The organism is Chryseobacterium angstadtii (assembly GCF_001045465.1).
Lineage (GTDB): Bacteria > Bacteroidota > Bacteroidia > Flavobacteriales > Weeksellaceae > Chryseobacterium > Chryseobacterium angstadtii.
Genome location: NZ_LFND01000008.1, coordinates 104,448 through 122,631 on the forward strand (window position 1 = coordinate 104,448; position 18,184 = coordinate 122,631).

The following is an 18,184-nucleotide window of genomic DNA, read 5'->3' on the forward strand; positions in this document are numbered from 1 at the left end:
ATATTTATATTTCCGGTTTCTTTTCTTTGTGGTGCAAATTCGTTTTTACATCAATTCCTGCCACCATTTTTTCCAGGTTACTTCTCCCAGCTGATCCAGATTCACTTTCTCTCCCATGATAGGATGGGTAACCGGAACATTGTTTTCTTCTGCATATTTTGAAACCAGTTCCAAAGGCTCGAACCACGGATGCTGTGCTAACTTAAACTTTGAGTTATGAACAGGAATGAAGCTCCGGGCTTTGAGTTCCTGTACTTCTTTAATGATCTGTTCGGGCAGGCTGTGGATATAAGGCCATTTTTCGTTGTACTGCCCGCATTCCATTACAGCCAGATCAAAGGGGCCGTATTTTTCTCCGATTTCCGCAAAATGGTTCCCATAGCCGCTGTCTCCACCTAAAAAGAGTTTCTTTGACGGCGTTTGCAGGACAAATGAAGTCCACAGTGAAATATTCCTGTTGAGAAGCCTTCCGGAAAAATGTCTTGCAGGGGTCAGTGTAATGGTAAAGCCTTCTGCCAAATCAATGCTTTCCCACCAGTTTTTTTCTATAACCTGGTCTTCGTTCCAACCCCAGTATTCAAAATGCTGTCCTGTTCCCAATCCGCAGATTACTTTACCTACTTTATTTTTCAGAGCCTGAACGGTTGTAAAGTCTAAATGATCCCAATGATCATGGGAAATCAGAAGGAAATCAATCTCAGGCATATCTTCCGGTTTGTAATGGTCTGATCCGGCAAAAGCTTTTATGGAACCCGGCATCGGGGAGGCATTTCCACTAAAAACCGGATCAATAAGAAACTTTTTGCCATCTATCTGGATAAAATAGGAGCTGTGCCCAAACCATACAAGAACATTTTCTTCAGGGTTCAGGTTTTTAAGATCGGTTATCACAAACGGCAGGGGTGACTTTGGGGTGACATTTTCTATTTTACAAAGTGTCGTCAGCAGTAATTTGGTCATGCTTTCCCCTTCCAGTAACGCTGGTGTTGGAAGTATATTCTGAAATTTCCCATCGGCATAATTAGGCAGTGTGCTGAAATATTTTTTTCGTTTTTCATTGGGAAACTGCCCCATTTGTTTTTTTAAATTCATTCTGTTGTTTTTTTGCTATGCTTATCATCCGTGCATGATAAAGGCAGAAAATAAATATAAGAATAAGATTGCTTATCCAAATCAATCAACGAATAAAGGTTATGTTTTACTTTATTTATCGGGAATAAAATAATTTTTTAAACATAAGGGCTGCCCGTTTTGATGATTTATGATTTCAGTTTTTCATATTCTGTTTGTTAATTTTATATTTATTTTTCAAATTAATGTAACAAACTTTAAAAGATAATTGTCTTATTGGTGAAATATCACTTTGAATGAGAATAATTATATCTTCAGCCGCACTATTAATAGGCACTTTAGTTTTTGCCCAGGCTAAGAATGACACTATAAAGCAAAAAGAAAATCAGATTGAAGGAGTTACTTTAACTGCCAGAAAACCTACTGTAGAATCTAAAGTAGACAGAACGGTATTTAATGTTTCCAACAGCTCTATTCTTGCAGGAAATACGACTTGGGATGTCCTTAGAATGACGCCTTTGGTAAGTATTGATAATAATGATGCCATAAAAGCAGAAGGTGAATCGGTAACGGTTTACATCAATGACAGAAAATCTGTTTTTACCGGAAAAGAATTAAAAGAATATCTGAAAACAATTCCGGCGGATAATCTGATGAAAATTGAAGTCATTACCAGCCCGTCATCCCGTTATGAAACAGCAGGATCTGTGATCAACATTGTTCTGAAAAAAAGGGACGATGAAGGAATAAAGGGAAGCGCAACCTTCAATAACAGACAGAATACGAAAAATTCACAGTATACCAATCTAAACCTTAATTATCATAAGAAAAACTTTACACAAACCCTGACAGGAAGTTACAGCGACAATACTTTTTTCCAAACCAATACCAGTGTAAACAGCTTGTATAAAGATAATGATGTGACCCAAATCACAAATCAAACTCTGGGTAAAGGCAAAAGCCCTTCCGTATCTTCCTCTTCGGAATATGAACTGAATGATAAAAATACGATAGGACTCGTCCTGGAATATTATCAGAGCAAAAATTCGTCCGAATCTGATGCCGATCTCAGCAGAACCAAAAACGGGAACCCATTCGAGGCCTATCATCAGGATCAGGATGCAAACGGACTTTTCCGTACGCTGGGAACCAATGCTTTTTACAAATATTACGATAAGGAGAAAAACAGAATTCTGGATATCAACCTGGGTTCGAATTACAATTCCCAGAACAACCAAAATACATTTTTAAAAACCTACATTCCTTCCAATACGGTCAATCAGCTTGGCATTGATTCCCATGAACAGACCAGAAACTATTATGTAAAAGTAGACTACACACAGCCTTTGGGTAAAGGAAGCTTTGAAGTAGGGGGAAAAATGGATTTCAACAACAATGTGATTCCTAATACGCTTACCGGAAATAATGCTGATAATCTGCGTCCCCATGATGTTTTTCACTACGAAGACAATATCAATTCCCTGTATGCCAATTACAGCAAAACGTTCTTCGGAAAGCTGGAAACCAGAATCGGTCTGAGATATGAACATATTGATTATAAAATGAGACAGGATGTAGCCGGAACGGAAAGAAAGGATTCCTATGGTACACTGCTTCCCAATCTATTGCTTAAATATTCTTTCTCGGATAAATATGATCTGAGTTTAACATATAACCGTAATCTTTGGCGTCCCTGGTATGCGGAATTCAATCCTTTTCTGATTCCTACCAACGACGGAACATTCTCCCGCGGAAATATGGATCTGGAGCCCAACCCAAGCCACAGACTTTATATGAAATTAGGAATTCTTAAAAAGTATTTCATTTCTGCAAGGTATATGTACACGGACAGGGATTACTGGACTTCTTTTGCAGAAGAAGACGGCAGAACGGTTACCCTGCCTGCCAACCTGAACGGAAAAGTACAGAAGTATTATATTTTCGCCAATACCAATCAGACTTTCCTGAAAAACAAACTGAGTGTGAATGTAGGAGCAGGATGGTATTATATTGACAACCATGATTTTAATGCGGTAAACAATCTGAAAAGTAGAGATTACATCAGTTATATGGGGGCATCTGCCAATCTATCCTACACGAATCTTTTTAACAAGAATATTAACCTGAGTGCATGGGTAGAGCTTTCTAACCAAAACAACGGAAACTCTCTTGCCAATAAAACGAATATCTTCCACAATATTTCTGCTACCAAAATATTCCCTAAAACGCAGATGGAAGTGAGCCTTCAGCTGATGAATATTTTCAACAGACCGATCTTCGACAACACGACGTACAGCCAGGACGGTACCTTCAGATCTGCTCTTAGATCCGACTGGTATGGATTCTCTCTTTCGTTCGTCAAACGTTTCGGAAATCAGAAGGTAAAAGGAAATACCAAAACGGATGTTGAAAAAAACAGCGGCGGCGGAAAATAACAAAAAACTTTCAGCCTGATTATTCATCAAACATCCCGGAATCATCAGGTAAAAATAATAAACAAAAGCAGCAGAGATCTTATGGTTTCTGCTGTTTTTATTTTAGGGCGTGAGTTAAAATAGTCTTCACAATTCCCGTACAAAATCCTGTTCTCAATCTCTTGGACCACAATTTTTTGATGAATCTGGATGAGAGTAAAAAAACCGGAAGTGGCTAGCTTTACATCAAATTAAAAAGCTTTACAGATGGAAAAAAACAATCTCACCAACAGAACAGGTGCTCCAATCTCAGATAATCAAAATATTTTAACAGCTGGCAGCCGCGGACCGGCATTGCTGCAGGATGTATGGTTCTTAGAAAAAATGGCTCATTTTGACCGCGAAGTTATTCCGGAGCGTAGAATGCACGCCAAAGGTTCAGGAGCTTACGGCATTTTTAAAGTGACCCACGATATTACAAAATACACAAAAGCCCATTTATTTTCAGAAATAGGAAAAGAAACTCCGCTGTTTATCCGTTTTTCAACGGTAGCCGGTGAAAGAGGGGCTGCAGATGCAGAAAGGGATATCAGAGGATTTGCTTTAAAGTTTTATACGGAAGAAGGAAACTGGGACCTTGTAGGAAACAATACTCCTGTTTTTTTCCTGCGTGATCCTTTAAAGTTCCCTGATTTGAACCATGCCGTAAAAAGAGATCCCCGCACCAATATGAGAAGTGCCGATAATAACTGGGATTTCTGGACCCTTCTCCCGGAATCTCTTCATCAGGTAACCATTACGATGAGCGACCGCGGATTGCCTAAATCTTACCGTCATATGGATGGATTCGGAAGCCATACGTATAGTTTTATCAGTCATGAACAAAAACGTTACTGGGTAAAATTCCATTTCAAAACGCAACAGGGAATAGAAAATCTTACCAATGAGGAAGCTAAAATGATCGTTGCTGAAGATCGGGAAAGCCATCAGAGAGACTTATACGAAAATATAGAAAACGGTAATTTCCCTACATGGAAAATGTATATTCAGGTGATGGAGGAAGCAGATGCGAATACGTATCACATCAACCCTTTTGATTTAACGAAAGTATGGCCCCATGGCGATTATCCCATGATCCCTGTAGGAGAATTCACTCTTAACCGAAACCCTTCCAACTATTTTGCTGAGGTGGAGCAGGCTGCGTTCAATCCAGCTACTATTGTTCCGGGAGTAGGATTTTCTCCGGATAAGATGCTTCAGGGACGTCTGTTTTCCTATGGTGATACTCAACGTTACCGTTTAGGGGTGAATCATCATCAGATTCCTGTCAATGCTCCCAAATGCCCTTACATGGCTTATCATCGTGACGGGGCTATGCGAACGGATGGAAACTATGGCAGCCAGATCGCTTATGAGCCCAACAGTTTCAGCCAATGGCAGGAGCAGCCGGCTTATCAGGAACCGCCTTTGGCCCTTTCCGGAAGTGCAGATCATTGGGATCACCGTGTAGATGATGATTATTTTTCCCAGCCCGGAAATCTTTTCAGACTGATGTCTGATACGCAGAAGCAGGCCTTGTTTAATAATACGGCTGATGCTGTAGGAGGTGCACAGGAATTTATCCAGATCCGACATGTAAGAAACTGTTATAAAGCAGATCCTCATTACGGAAAAGGAGTGGCAAAAGCGCTTGGATTATCCTGGGACACCGTCTGCAATTTCGAAGGCTACGACATGAAAAGAATGACGGATATGAATTAGGTTAAAAGCCTGATTTCTTATCCAACAGAATACCGGATGGTTGCCTGAACCATCAGAAAGTTTATCATATCAGGGTATAATAAAACAGCAGTATTAAACAGTAGGAATTCTATTTGTTTTTAAAGATTTGATTATTCCTCACGGCAGAGAAAGATCACCCGTTGACGGCCTGCCTATATTTTTTTGCCAATAATCTGCTACAAATTATACCCTTAATGATATTCAAATGACCCTTCATATCATTCACGACAACAATTGATATTTTAAAATGGAGATACAAAAATTTAGTTATGACAATACTATAGTGCGTGCTTTTCTGTACGCTACCATTGTTTTTGGTATTGCAGGATTTATATTGGGGCTTACCACCGCCCTGATGCTTTTTTACCCTGAACTTCCTGAGTTTCTGTTTGGTACAGATGATATGACGATTCAGAGTCTGAGAAACGGAAATATCCAGGGACTTGTCAACTCACAAGGAATACTGGGTTTTGGCAGAATCAGAATGATGCACACCAATACGGTGATTTTTGCTTTTGTATGTAACTCTTTTTTCTGTGCTACTTATTACAGTCTCCCAAGATTATTAAAGGCTTCAATGTACAATGCTACTCTATCATGGATTCATTTCTGGTCCTGGCAGATTATGATTGTGGCAAGCTGGATCACCTTTGCTATGGGATTCAACAGCTCTAAAGAATATGCCGAGCATGAGTGGCCTTTGGATATCCTGCTTACTTTTTCATGGATTGTTTTCGGGATCAATATGTTCGGGACCATTGCCAAAAGAAGGGTGAGGCATCTCTATGTGGCGATTTGGTTTTATATTGCCACCTGGATTGGAGTGGCTCTTCTTTATATTGTTAATAACCTGGAAGTTCCGCTTGATTTCTGGAAGTCTTATTCGCTGTATTCCGGTGTGAAAGATGCTTTGATTCAATGGTGGTACGGACATAATGCCGTTGCATTTATCCTGACAACGCCTATTTTGGGGATGATGTATTATTTTCTTCCTAAAGCAGCCAACAGACCGGTATTCTCATACAAACTCTCCATTATCCATTTCTGGTCGCTTATTTTCGTGTATCTCTGGGCGGGACCTCACCATTTACATTATACTGCTATTCCGGGATGGACGCAGGCATTGGCCACCGGTTTTTCAATTATGCTGATTGCCCCATCATGGGGAGGTATGCTCAACGGATTGTTAACATTAAGAGGTGCATGGGAAAAGGTGAGAGACAATCCTGTTCTTAAATTCTTTGTGGTGGCTGTTACCTGTTATGGGATGGCCACTTTTGAAGGGCCGCTTTTGGCAACTAAAACTTTAAATAAAATAGGTCATTATACCGATTGGGTTATAGGACACGTACATTTAGGTGCTTTGGGCTGGAATGGTTTTATGGCTTTCGGTATCGTGTATTATCTCGTTCCGATTATGTGGAGAACAAATTTATGGTCTGTAAAACTGGCCAACTGGCATTTCTGGTTGGGTACAATGGGTGTTCTTTTCTATGTGGTTCCTATGTATATTTCAGGATTTACGCAGGGACTGATGTGGAAACAGTTTAATCCTGACGGCACTTTAATGTATAAAAACTGGCTTGATACGGTAACCGCTGTCATTCCTTATTATAAAATGAGGTTCCTGGGAGGAGCTTTCTATCTTAGCGGAGGCTTGCTGATGGTGGTGAATATTTTTAAAACGATAAGACAAGGTTCTTTCCAAAATGAGGTTTCTGCGGAAGCGCCTGCACTGGCCAGAATAAATGGCAGAAAAGCAGGAGAAGGTATTCATTTATGGATTGAAAGAAAACCGGTCATCCTTTCGATAGGGGCGTTTTTCACCTTATCAATCGGAGGCGCGGCAGAGATCATTCCTACTATGACGATTAAGAAAAACGTTCCTACCATTTCAGCGGTAAAACCTTATTCTCCGCTGGAACTCGAGGGTCGTGATCTGTATATCCGTGAAGGCTGTAATGCCTGCCATTCGCAGATGATACGCCCGTTCAGAGATGAAATTGTGAGGTTTGAAGGTAAAAACGGACAGTATTCCAAAGCCGGAGAGTTTGTGTATGATCATCCTTTCCTCTGGGGTTCCAAAAGAACAGGCCCGGATCTGCACAGAGAAGGATCCCGAAATCCGGATTCATGGCACCTCAAACATATGTATAATCCAAGATCTACTTCGCCCGGCTCTATTATGCCGCGTTTTCCGTGGCTGATCAGTAATACGCTAGACCGTTCTCAGATGATCAGTAAAATGACGCTGATGAAAAAGTCCTTTGATGTTCCTTACAATAAAGCTCAGATAGACTCCGCCAACACCTGGGCAGATGGCCAGGCATCCGGAATTGTAAAAAGAATTTATGCCGAAGCATCCGATATTAAGGAACAGCTGGAAAAAGAGAAGGCGGCTAAAGGAAGTCAGTTTGTTCCCCTTGAAAAAAGGGAGATTGTCGCGATGATCGCCTATTTACAGAGATTGGGAACCGATATTAAAACTACAGATGTGAAAACTGCCGGAAACTGATCAGGAAGTTACAATCCTTAGAAACAAATGAATTGCATATACCATCAACATCATTATTTTTGTAAGACTTGTAAAATAATATCACATAGATTAGAATTATTCATATATTAGTTCCTCATTATAAACTAAAACATATGAAAAATTTAAAGAAAATCTCCAGAGAAAATTTAAAATCAGTCAAAGGTGGGCTTAGATACTGTGATGATCAGCAACGCTGCGGAGTAAAATCCTGCTGTGCAAATGGTGTATGCAGACCTTTAGATTCTGTCTACTGCCAGATTGAGCCATAAACACTGGTTATATTGAGTAGCCCTTAAATAGGCAGACCTATATTAAACGATATTTACATCCGGAGGAATATTTTCCCCCGGATTTTTTCGTCCTGTTTATGACAGGATATTATTATAAAAATACTTCATTTAAATTCAAAAAAAATAATCATTGATACATAGGCGAAATATTGAAAATTTTCCTTCATAACATTAATTATATCATTATTTTAATCACATCAGCTAAAATTATTGCAATAATTTCTTAGCTGGAAACAAAAAAACTATTTTTGCCAACAAAAAGCTAATTATTTGATTATGAAAAAATTTCTATTCTTTTTCTTTTTGGGCTCTGTTTCTATTCACTGTCAAGTGGTGGACACCAATTACGGTACCAATGGAAAGCTGTTTGTCAATATTCCACCTGATCAAAACAGAGAATACAACCATAAAACCTTCTATACTTCTGACCAGAAAACGGTAAACGTGGGCTACTACGATACCACCTCTTCCAGTACAAGAATCTATTTTATTACAAAATATAACCTCAATGGCACTTTGGACGGAAATTTTGGAACCAATGGAATTTTAAATATTCCAAGCTATCCGAACAATCCAGGAGAAATTACAGTTACCGGTTCTGTGATGCTGAATGACAATTCAATCATTCTTTCCTGCGCCGCTAATATGAAGGCCTACCTTGTTAAGATCACCAACAATGGAACCCTTGACACTTCATTCGGCGTAAATGGTTTCAAGCTTGCCGATTTTCTTTTTACATCGAATACCCTCACGTATGGAGATTTGATGAAGGATGATAACAACCAAATTTTTGTGGTCTATAGCTCTACGAGTTACACGAGTAATCCTGCAAAAACGTCTACCAAGCTTTGTAAAATCTTACCGGATGGCAGTATTGATACCAGCTTTGGAAATAACGGATTCAGTTCCGCATTGATCAACCGGGATTATAGATTTCTGACACAGAAGAAAACCAGAATTAAAAATGGTAAAATTTATAATTTTGCGACTTTGTTCTACTATGACAATAATGACAATTACACCCAAACAGATGTCTGGACCTGTCATTTTCTAGATGGAACTCCTGATCCTAGTTTCGGAAATAACGGGTACATCTACACTCCGAAAGATATTAATATTTACGACTATAATATTCAGGAAGACGGTAAAATTCTGACCGCAAAATATGTAGATGTAAGTTCTGCGTATAGCTATGTAAGAGGTTCCAGATACCTGCGTTCCGGAGCAATAGATACATCATTTGGAAATGGAGGAAAAGTTGAATCTTCATTTGGCCAGTGGAGTGTACACGTTCCCTATAAAATAATGGAATTAGACCATAACATTTATATTTTCTCTTCTTATTACAAAAGCGATTTGCCGGTAGAATACGCTGCAACGATATTAAAATATAACACGAACGGAATTCCTGATGCCACATTTGGGGTCAATGGTTTGTTTAAAGCACCGGCCAACATCAGTTCTGTTGCAGATGTTTTTGTTAATCGTGACAAAGGTTTTATTATTTCCGTTCAGAAGAATACTTACGGAAAACTCTTTAATATAAAAGTGGATTACGAGATGAATTTTTTAAGCACTGCTTCTGCAATCATGAATCCCAAAATCAACGTTTATCCTAATCCTGTCACAGACATTCTCTATATTTCAGGGATAAAAAATGAAAAATTTGTCATTTATAATGCTGTTGGGCAAAAAATTAAAACAGGTTCCTACAACACGGGGGAAGGCATCCCGGTTCAGGATCTCAGCAAAGGAAGCTATTGGCTGAAGTTTGAGAGTTTACAAGCTGTGCAGTTTATAAAAGAATAATACTTTAACCAGAGCGAAGAGTTTTTTGCTCTGGTTTTTTTTTGCTGTAAATTATTTAGGATTTTAGGCTTTTGAGGAAAAGATATCTATTGTAATTGGGTGCAAATTCTTGCAACGATAAAAACACCAGGAACAAAAGAACTGTAAGCTATAGTACATAAGCTATCACCTTGATTGTATTACTGCCTGTGAAATTTTTCGGTTATTATTACTGGTGGGGGGGATACTTTCACCCTCAAGATCGGTGGGGGTATTTGTACAGGGGGATTCACACGTATAATTTTTTTTAGAAAAATTTTAACTGCGCAAATACTTTACACGTATAAAACTTACATTTGATAAAATTTGAATACAATGAATGAAAAACTATATCAAGAATTAACTGATAAGGCTTGGGATTATTATGATATTAAAGAATATAAAAAAGTTGAGAAAAGCTGTAATGAAATCATTAAAAAATTTCCAGATAAATTTGGGGGATATTATCTACTAGGAATAGTTAAACATGAGGAGAAGCAATATAAAAAGGCTATAGAATGCTTTAAAATTGTTTTAGAAAAAGATATTGATAAAAGAGTTACAGGTCTAGTTTATTATTGGATCGGAGAAATATATGGTACTGAACGTAATTGGGATTTTACCTCAGATGATAAAAATGAAATGTATAATTACGAAATGTCAATTTATAATTATGAAAAATCCTTTGAATATGAAGATTATCCCAGAGAGACTATTGATAAATTAATTTATATATTTAGAAAAGATTATTACAAGAAATGTCATATTCTTAAAAAGTCTTTAGAGAAATTTAAAGATGATGCAGAATTTAAGATTGAATATAGTAAAAGTTTAATTCTGATCAATCAAAGAATAGAAGCATATAATTTTTTGAAAAAAGAATGCAAAATTTTTAATTACCCTATTCTTCATTATCAACTTTCAAAGTTGTACTATGAAGATTCAGATTTAGACAATTCACTTAATGATTGTGAAATTGCTTTAAAAAATTACAAAGAAGATTCCCACTTTGTGTTAATTGGTTTAAATTATAGTTTGGGGAAAGTATATTATAGAAAAAAAGAATGGCTATCTGCCTACATTTTTTTTAAGAAATCTTTTGATATAATTATTGATAATAACCTAAACTCAGAATATAAAAACTATAATTTATGGGTCTGTGCCTTTGGAATTATTGCAAGTTTGGGACAATTAAAAAGAAATTCAGAAATAATTGATTTTATTAATTCTCTCCCATTTCTTCCAGAAAATCTGGATTATTTTGAATTTGAAATTGTATTTCGATTAAATAACACTTACACAGACACAACAGTTGAACTATATGAAAGAAAAAATATCTCTTTATTGACACAATTAAAAAATAAAAGTAAAGATTTAGAGTTCAAAACAAAAGTTTTATGGTTGCAATACATCCTATACTTTTGGGAACAAAAAAATCATAATCAACACAATACACTTCGTGAAATTCTTTCTAATGAAAATTACAACTATGACACCTTATATGAAAAATTAAGTGAAACATATAGCGAGCAAATTCAAATTAATAGTGATAACATTCAATTACTTTTGCATGACCTTGAAGAATATCCATATTTCAAAAGTAATTTCAATCCATATTCTTTAGCAACTATTATTGATACAATTTTTGAAAATAAAAAATATTCACAAATAATTAATTTAAAAAAAAATTTCAGTCAAATACAACTTGAAGAAGCTGATAAATGGTTTGAAATAGGTTTCTCTTATGATGAAATGGGGAAATTAAAAGATGCTGAAAAAGTCTATGAATATATTATTTCTCGAAATAAAAAGTCTGGTGCTACATTAAATAACCTCGCAAATATTTACAGCAAAAAAAGAGATATTACATATCTTGAAAAAGCAATTGATCTTTATGAACAGGCAATTAAAATAGGAGGAAGTAAAGACCTTTATGAAAGAAATCTAAAAAATACAAGAGATACTTTTGAAAATCTTTTAAGAGAAAAGAATGAAAAAGATTACATTGAAAACTCATTTAAGAAATCACTATTATTAATTAAAAATGAAGACTATTTTAGTTTAGAGTCATTACAGAGTTTTTTAAATAACATCAAAAAAGAAGAAGATTTTAAAGATGGTGAAATTCCTATTCAAAATGAATATTTTCCATCATTAATAAAGACTAATATTGGAAAAGCTTTAAAGTTAAAAGACATATGGATTTCTAAAAATTATATTTTATTAACTAACAAGTTTGATAATTATAATATTCCCTTTTACAAAATAAATCCTTATATAGAGGAAGAATTAATTAAACAAAAACAATTGATTTTTGAAAGTGAAATACCTATAAAGTGGATAGATGGGTTTAACAAATTAAATATATTAAGATTAGAAGAGATTGAATATTTCATTCTAAAAGAGAAGATTTCAAAATTTAATAAAAAGTACAAAGAGTTAATTAATCGAGATTTTGATGAATTAGTATTAAATTATTTAATAGGAAATATAAAATCTACTGTAGTACTTTCTGGCTCCTTTGTAGAACTAATACTAACATTCTATTTAGAGAGAAAGAAGATTAGAAATATTTCATATTTACAAAGTGGCAGAACCATAAATAGGAATATATATGATTCAACTCTCAATGACTTAATTTCATATATAGAACAGAACAACCATTTTGGAAAAGATTTTTTTCACTTAACAAATTTATCAAGGGTTTATAGAAATTTTATTCATCCAGGTTTAGAACTAAAAGAAAAAGATGAACTGAACAAAGGAAAATCAGATATATGTTTTATTAGTGCCTTGGAGATTTTAAAGAAAATCTAAACTATATTATGCAAAAGAAAGAAAGAAAGAAAGAAAGGAATTTTCTCGCAAAGTAGCTGTTACTTATATTTAGTATCTCTTCGGGGTAATTGCAATAATAACTATAAACAATAGATTTGCCGAACAATATAAATTTGTCGATTTCAACAAATTTGACAAAAAACAACATATTCAATCAACTAAGATGGCTTATGTTGGATTTTCTAGACCTACTCATCTATTATGTATTGCTGTTCAAAGAGATAGATATGAAAGTCACTTATCCGATATAGACACAAATAAATGGGGGATTATACATATAACATAAATAATAAATACATGTTTTCAGGAAGAATAGATGATAAATTAATTAATGAGTATAGATTACTGTTTTATCCGGTTAATATAGGAAACAGAAATTCTATTGTACCCAGTCACTTGGAGCATCAATATCTGATGTCAACGTTTAACATATCTAGAACTATAAAAGAATACTATTGTTCTCCTTGTATAGAAATGATTTCTGAACAAGAATATTTAGATTTTCAGAATCAAAATATTGTAGGTCATAGGAAGACATTTTTAAAACCATATATGTTTAATTTTAAAGGTGCCTATATCTTTAGAAATCAGTTTCATTTTTGGTTATTTCAAATCACTAAAATGGCACGAACATATAAAAATAAGAGTGTTGAAAATTTTGAAGATTTATTTCCAATTTTAGAAGAGTACAAAGTAGGTTTCGAAGAAGGATACAACAATTTTGAAAAGGATTGTATCGAGCGTTTTTTCACAATGTTTCCTGATAAAAATGATTTTATTCAAAAAACATTTGAATACGTAACCAAAAACATTCCTTTTACTAATAATTGGACTGATGGTTACCCCGGATTCACAATCAATATTCATGGCGAAATAACGAATATTAAAAGCTATGGTATCAAACAAGGCTACTTTTATAAAGCTTGGTCTATAATATTATCGAATGCTATTTTGTATGAAAAACTATTTGAAAATCTAATTGATACCGAGTTTAAGCAATTAACAAATGATGAAAAAAATAAATTAGATAATAATATTGAAAATATTGAATTGAAGATCAGAGAATTAATTGTATTAAAAATTGATGATAAAGTATATAAAGAAACTGTTTCCCAACATTTAAGAGATAAAGTTTCTGAAAGAATAATATCATATTTAAAAAAATATCCAGAACATGACGCATCTGAATATACAACAGTGTCTAAAAGACTTCACTTCTTCGATTTAATGGAATTGTGCGAATTAATAATTAATAAAAAAAACTGGACTGTATTTGAAGATACTTTTTTTATCAAAGATAACTTAACAGACAAGTTTAAAAAACTAGGAGAATTACGGAATTGCATTCGTCATTCAAGAGAAATAAATGAAGTCCTCTATTTAGAAGGAAAAGCTTCAATTATTTGGTTTCAAAAAATATTAGGGATAAAAAAATAGTGATTTTTTTCTATTTACTCCTGTAGTTCTGAAGGAGTTGGAAATGCATCCGAAAGTGTCTTATTTTCTGTTTCAAGATAAGATAGATTTGCTTTTGCATTACCATATTGTTTTAGTAATCCTAAAAACCATTTATGCTTTTCTATTCTATTATTATTAACTATATCATTTAATAAGTTTGGCAAGGTAACTTTCTTTTCCTTAAGATATTCAACTATTATATCCCAGTTATTAATACTAATTACAAATACATTTTCTAAAGGTAGAGGGTTATCTTTCCAATTATTCTTCTCACAAATAGACTTTATATCATCTGCTAATATACCAGCATAATCATCTAATGATGATAAATAAAAATCTTTATAACAAATAATAATACCATAAATAGGTTTATTTAAATTTTGGACCAACTTGGTGATGTTAAGCATTTGCTGCAAATAAGCTTTGAAAATTGAATCTTTGAAAGCACTGTACACTATTTCATTTTCTGGAATTATAGAAGATAATGGCTTTGGTTCTATCCCTTTACACTCAATCAACACCTGATTATCTACAATATAATCAACTATTTTTTCTCCCTTGCCATAAGTTTTTATCAAATCTTTTTCGGTAATATATTCTACATTACATTCTTTCAATCCCAATTCAACATATTTTTCAAATCTCTTTCCAAACTCTTCTGTAAATTTCTCATCATTAATTTTCAAATAATCGTATATAAAATAATTACAACAATAGTTGAATATACTTCTATGGACTATTTCGTATTTGTTTTCACTATTTATTATGAAAGGAAGCTGAGTAAAAAACGACATTTCAAATGATTGTAACGCTGTATGTTTTATTCCTGTTTTAAATTGATTAATTGATTTTTTAATATTTAATTTATTCAAGGTTAATAACATAAGGAAGTTACTGAACTCTTTTTGATAATTGAAAATATCCTTCATCATTTCAAAAATTTCTTCACCTATATATCCTGTATAAATAGTCCCTTTATTCATTCTGTTTGCTTGAGTAAACATCCAGACAATCTGCATGAAGAATATAAAATCGAAGAGTTTTAGCTCTGTTTTTTCATTGAAAGACTTTTCTATATCATACTTACTTTTCAGGGATGAACCAAATAATTTTAATTGTCTCGCAAAATCACTCCAGTGAACATCTTGCTGTAGATAAAATTGCTGATAACCTATAATTTGAAAAAATTTATCCCATTGATGATTTTTAACATAAGGATCAAGTGATTTTTTTTCAAATTTTTCAACATACTTTAGAAGAGTAATAAATTTCTCTCTTGAAAAAGTTTTTTTCCCGTTCTCATTTCCATGCAAGAATGTCAATTTTATTAATAGAAAATAATGCCATAAAGGATGGTTATGTTCTTCTCTTAAATCAAACTGTTTTAAGGTATAAAATAAATTATTAAGTAAATGTGCTCTATTGTAGCTTTTAATTTTCTTAATAATAAACTCTTGTGTAACAAATGGATTCATGATTTTCAAATTTATGAAAACTGTCTCATATTTCTATGCGAGCTGCATTTTCAACTAAAAACCAATGATAATCAGAATTACCATTAAGTGCTCTTCTAATACCTTTTGAAAACTCAAAAGCATTCAATTTTCTCTTTAGAAAAACATCTATTTAATTGCTCGTGCTTCCTTCTTTAAAAAGATATTACAGACATTTCAAATCAAAATTAATATATCACATCAATAAAACAAAAAAACCACCTACATCTCTGTAAGTGGCTGATTTATCGTGGTCCCACCTGGGCTCGAACCAGGGACCACCTGATTATGAGTCAGGTGCTCTAACCAACTGAGCTATAGGACCTCAAAACTTGGTTAAATTTTGTGATTGCAAAAATAGCAAAATTTCTTTCACTACAAAACTTTTTATTGCTTTTCTTGACAAAGTTCTACCAGCACTCCATTCGTGGATTTCGGGTGCAGGAAGACAACTAATTTGTTATCAGCACCTTCTTTCGGTTCTTCGGAGATAAACTGGAATCCTTCTTTTTTTAATCTTTCTACTTCTTCAAAGATATTTTCTACTCCAAATGCCAGATGATGGATCCCTTCACCCTTTTTATCGATGAATTTGGAGATGGGGCTTTCAGGATTACTGGCTTCCAGCAGCTCAATTTTACTTTCTCCCGTTCCGTAAAAAGAAGTAACGACCCCTTCCCTTTCCACACTTTCTTTTTTATAAGATTCTTTTCCTAATAATTTGGCGAAAAGCTCATCAGAAACACCTAAAGATTTCACGGCAATACCAATATGTTCTAGCTTCATAAATACTAATAAATATAATTAAATCGTAAATTTGATACCGGAGCGAATTTCAAAGGTATCAATTCAAACAAAAGTACTAAATTTGCATAAATTATGGAAAGTAACAGACAAAGAAAAGTAGCACAGATCATTCAGGAGGATTTCGCAGAGCTTTTCCGCAAACAGGCTTCAGAAAGCAAGCAAAGTATTTTGGTATCCGTTTCAGACGTAAAAGTGTCTGCAGATTTGGGTATCGCTAAAATTTATTTAAGCATATTTCCGCAGGAATTCCGTTCTGCGATCATGAAAGAAATTGAGGAAAATAAAGCTCAGTACAGAAATTTCATTGGCCAGAAAATGGCAAAACAGGTACGTATCATTCCGCAGCTTAACTTCTATCTGGACACCGCTCTTGATGACGTTGAAAAACTGGAAAGAGAATTAAGAGGCGAAGGCGACAACCCGGTTTTATAAGATCTTGAAGAATATTGCATTTTACATAGCATCCAGATACCTTTTGGCTAAAAAAGGCAGTACTGCCGTTACGTTTATTACGTGGCTTTCGGTAGGGGCTATGATGGTTGCTGTGACTGCAATGTTCGTCATCATTTCAGTATTTTCGGGACTTGAAGACCTGAATAAGGATCTTATTTCCAATCTTCATGCAGACCTTACCCTGAAAAGTGCTTCAGGAAAAACGGTAAAAGACCTGGACAAGGTAACCCATGTTTTAAACAACAACAAAGCGATCAGTAATTTTTCCCGCGTCATTGAGGAAAAAGTATATGTCAATTATAAAGGTAAAGGCGATATTGCCTATTTAAGAGGTGTAGATTCCGCTTATATCAAAGTAAACCCTATTGATAAGGACGTATTTTACGGAACCTATCCCAGCTTCAAATACTCCAATGAAGTATTGATGGAAACCAATCTGCACAACAGACTTTCCATTCCTATAGATTCCACCAGCAGCTATGCTACCATCTTCATGCCTAAACCAGGAACCGGTATCATCAACAAAGAAGAAGATATATACAATAAAAGAGACTTTCTGGTGACCGGAGTTTTTCCCGGAAAAGAACAGCTGGACAGTTATATCATTGCTCCCATTGAATTAACAGAAGAACTTTTGAATCTTCCAAAGAAATCCGCTTACGAGATTGTCATCAAACTCAAAAATCCGGAAAATGCGGATGCCGTGAAACAGAGCCTTCTTAACTCATTGGGGAAAAACATTGAAATAAAAACCAAAGAAGAAGAAAATGCAGCTTTCTGGAAGATGATCAATACAGAAAAAATGTTCATCTATCTGATCTTTGCACTGGTGATTTTCATTACCACATTCAACCTGGCGGGTGCTATTATTATTCTTCAACTCGACAAAAAAGAACAGTCAAGGTCTCTTATTTCATTAGGCTTCCCGATCAGCCATTTAAGAATGACCTATTTCTATACCGGACTTCTCATTGTGATTTCCGGAGTTATCTCAGGACTCATCCTGGGAACTATTCTCTGCTATTTCCAACTTTATACGGAATTTTTCAAGGCGAATGAAATCCTGCCGTTTCCTGTAAAAATTGTCGGAAAAAATTATCTTATCGTTGCACTCACCGCATCCGTGTTCGGAATCATGATATCATGGTTCTTCTCTAAAATCGGGAAAGACTATATTACTAAAAGTTAACATGCTTGATTTAAAATAAAATATCC

13 protein-coding genes and 1 tRNA gene are annotated in these 18,184 nt (G+C 34.6%); 9 read left to right on the forward strand and 5 right to left on the reverse strand.

The window, feature by feature from the left end; translation table 11 throughout:
* Nucleotides 1-45 precede the first annotated feature (45 nt).
* The gene (locus ACM46_RS21585; protein ID WP_048508739.1) at nt 46-1,092 is read right to left on the reverse strand and encodes an MBL fold metallo-hydrolase; all 1,047 of its coding nucleotides are present in this window, start codon (nt 1,090-1,092) and stop codon (nt 46-48) included.
* Nucleotides 1,093-1,367: 275 nt separating this feature from the next.
* Between ACM46_RS21585 and ACM46_RS21590 the strand changes: the two genes are divergently transcribed.
* The 7 genes from ACM46_RS21590 to ACM46_RS21615 all read left to right on the forward strand — a co-directional run bounded on the left by ACM46_RS21590 (nt 1,368) and on the right by ACM46_RS21615 (nt 14,195).
* Nucleotides 1,368-3,506 (forward strand): outer membrane beta-barrel family protein, encoded by a 2,139-nt coding sequence (locus tag ACM46_RS21590; protein WP_048508740.1) that lies wholly within the window; start codon nt 1,368-1,370, stop codon nt 3,504-3,506.
* A gap of 246 nt (nt 3,507-3,752) precedes the next feature.
* Nucleotides 3,753-5,246: a catalase gene (locus tag ACM46_RS21595; protein ID WP_048508741.1), complete on the forward strand. Its 1,494-nt coding sequence runs from the start codon at nt 3,753-3,755 to the stop codon at nt 5,244-5,246.
* A gap of 268 nt (nt 5,247-5,514) precedes the next feature.
* Nucleotides 5,515-7,782 carry a cytochrome-c oxidase, cbb3-type subunit I gene (ccoN, locus tag ACM46_RS21600; protein ID WP_048508742.1) on the forward strand — a complete coding sequence of 756 codons (2,268 nt, stop codon included), beginning with the start codon at nt 5,515-5,517 and terminating at the stop codon, nt 7,780-7,782.
* A gap of 134 nt (nt 7,783-7,916) precedes the next feature.
* Nucleotides 7,917-8,072: a bacteriocin-like protein gene (locus ACM46_RS23455; protein WP_157859474.1), complete on the forward strand. Its 156-nt coding sequence runs from the start codon at nt 7,917-7,919 to the stop codon at nt 8,070-8,072.
* Between the two features lie 297 nt (nt 8,073-8,369).
* Nucleotides 8,370-9,902, forward strand: coding sequence for a T9SS type A sorting domain-containing protein (locus ACM46_RS21605; RefSeq protein ID WP_048508743.1), 1,533 nt, complete (start codon nt 8,370-8,372; stop codon nt 9,900-9,902).
* A 354-nt stretch (nt 9,903-10,256) separates the two neighbouring features.
* Nucleotides 10,257-12,737 (forward strand): tetratricopeptide repeat protein, encoded by a 2,481-nt coding sequence (locus ACM46_RS21610; RefSeq protein WP_048508744.1) that lies wholly within the window; start codon nt 10,257-10,259, stop codon nt 12,735-12,737.
* Between the two features lie 318 nt (nt 12,738-13,055).
* Nucleotides 13,056-14,195 (forward strand): hypothetical protein, encoded by a 1,140-nt coding sequence (locus tag ACM46_RS21615; protein ID WP_131707647.1) that lies wholly within the window; start codon nt 13,056-13,058, stop codon nt 14,193-14,195.
* Between the two features lie 14 nt (nt 14,196-14,209).
* Here ACM46_RS21615 and ACM46_RS21620 read toward each other — a convergent pair whose 3' ends face one another.
* From ACM46_RS21620 to mce, 4 genes are all read right to left on the reverse strand, one after another.
* Nucleotides 14,210-15,691 (reverse strand): hypothetical protein, encoded by a 1,482-nt coding sequence (locus ACM46_RS21620; RefSeq protein ID WP_048508746.1) that lies wholly within the window; start codon nt 15,689-15,691, stop codon nt 14,210-14,212.
* Nucleotides 15,692-15,716: 25 nt separating this feature from the next.
* Nucleotides 15,717-15,842 carry a DUF3871 family protein gene (locus tag ACM46_RS23815; protein WP_117614459.1) on the reverse strand — a complete coding sequence of 42 codons (126 nt, stop codon included), beginning with the start codon at nt 15,840-15,842 and terminating at the stop codon, nt 15,717-15,719.
* 118 nt (nt 15,843-15,960) lie between these two features.
* A tRNA-Ile gene (locus ACM46_RS21625) sits at nt 15,961-16,034 on the reverse strand.
* 62 nt (nt 16,035-16,096) lie between these two features.
* Nucleotides 16,097-16,495, reverse strand: a complete 399-nt coding sequence (mce, locus tag ACM46_RS21630; RefSeq protein ID WP_048508747.1) for a methylmalonyl-CoA epimerase — start codon at nt 16,493-16,495, stop codon at nt 16,097-16,099.
* 93 nt (nt 16,496-16,588) lie between these two features.
* On the opposite strand from mce, the gene rbfA reads away from it, so the two are divergent.
* Nucleotides 16,589-16,948, forward strand: coding sequence for a 30S ribosome-binding factor RbfA (gene rbfA, locus ACM46_RS21635; RefSeq protein ID WP_048508748.1), 360 nt, complete (start codon nt 16,589-16,591; stop codon nt 16,946-16,948).
* 4 nt (nt 16,949-16,952) lie between these two features.
* Nucleotides 16,953-18,158: an ABC transporter permease gene (locus ACM46_RS21640; protein WP_048508749.1), complete on the forward strand. Its 1,206-nt coding sequence runs from the start codon at nt 16,953-16,955 to the stop codon at nt 18,156-18,158.
* The last annotated feature ends 26 nt before the right edge of the window (nt 18,159-18,184 follow it).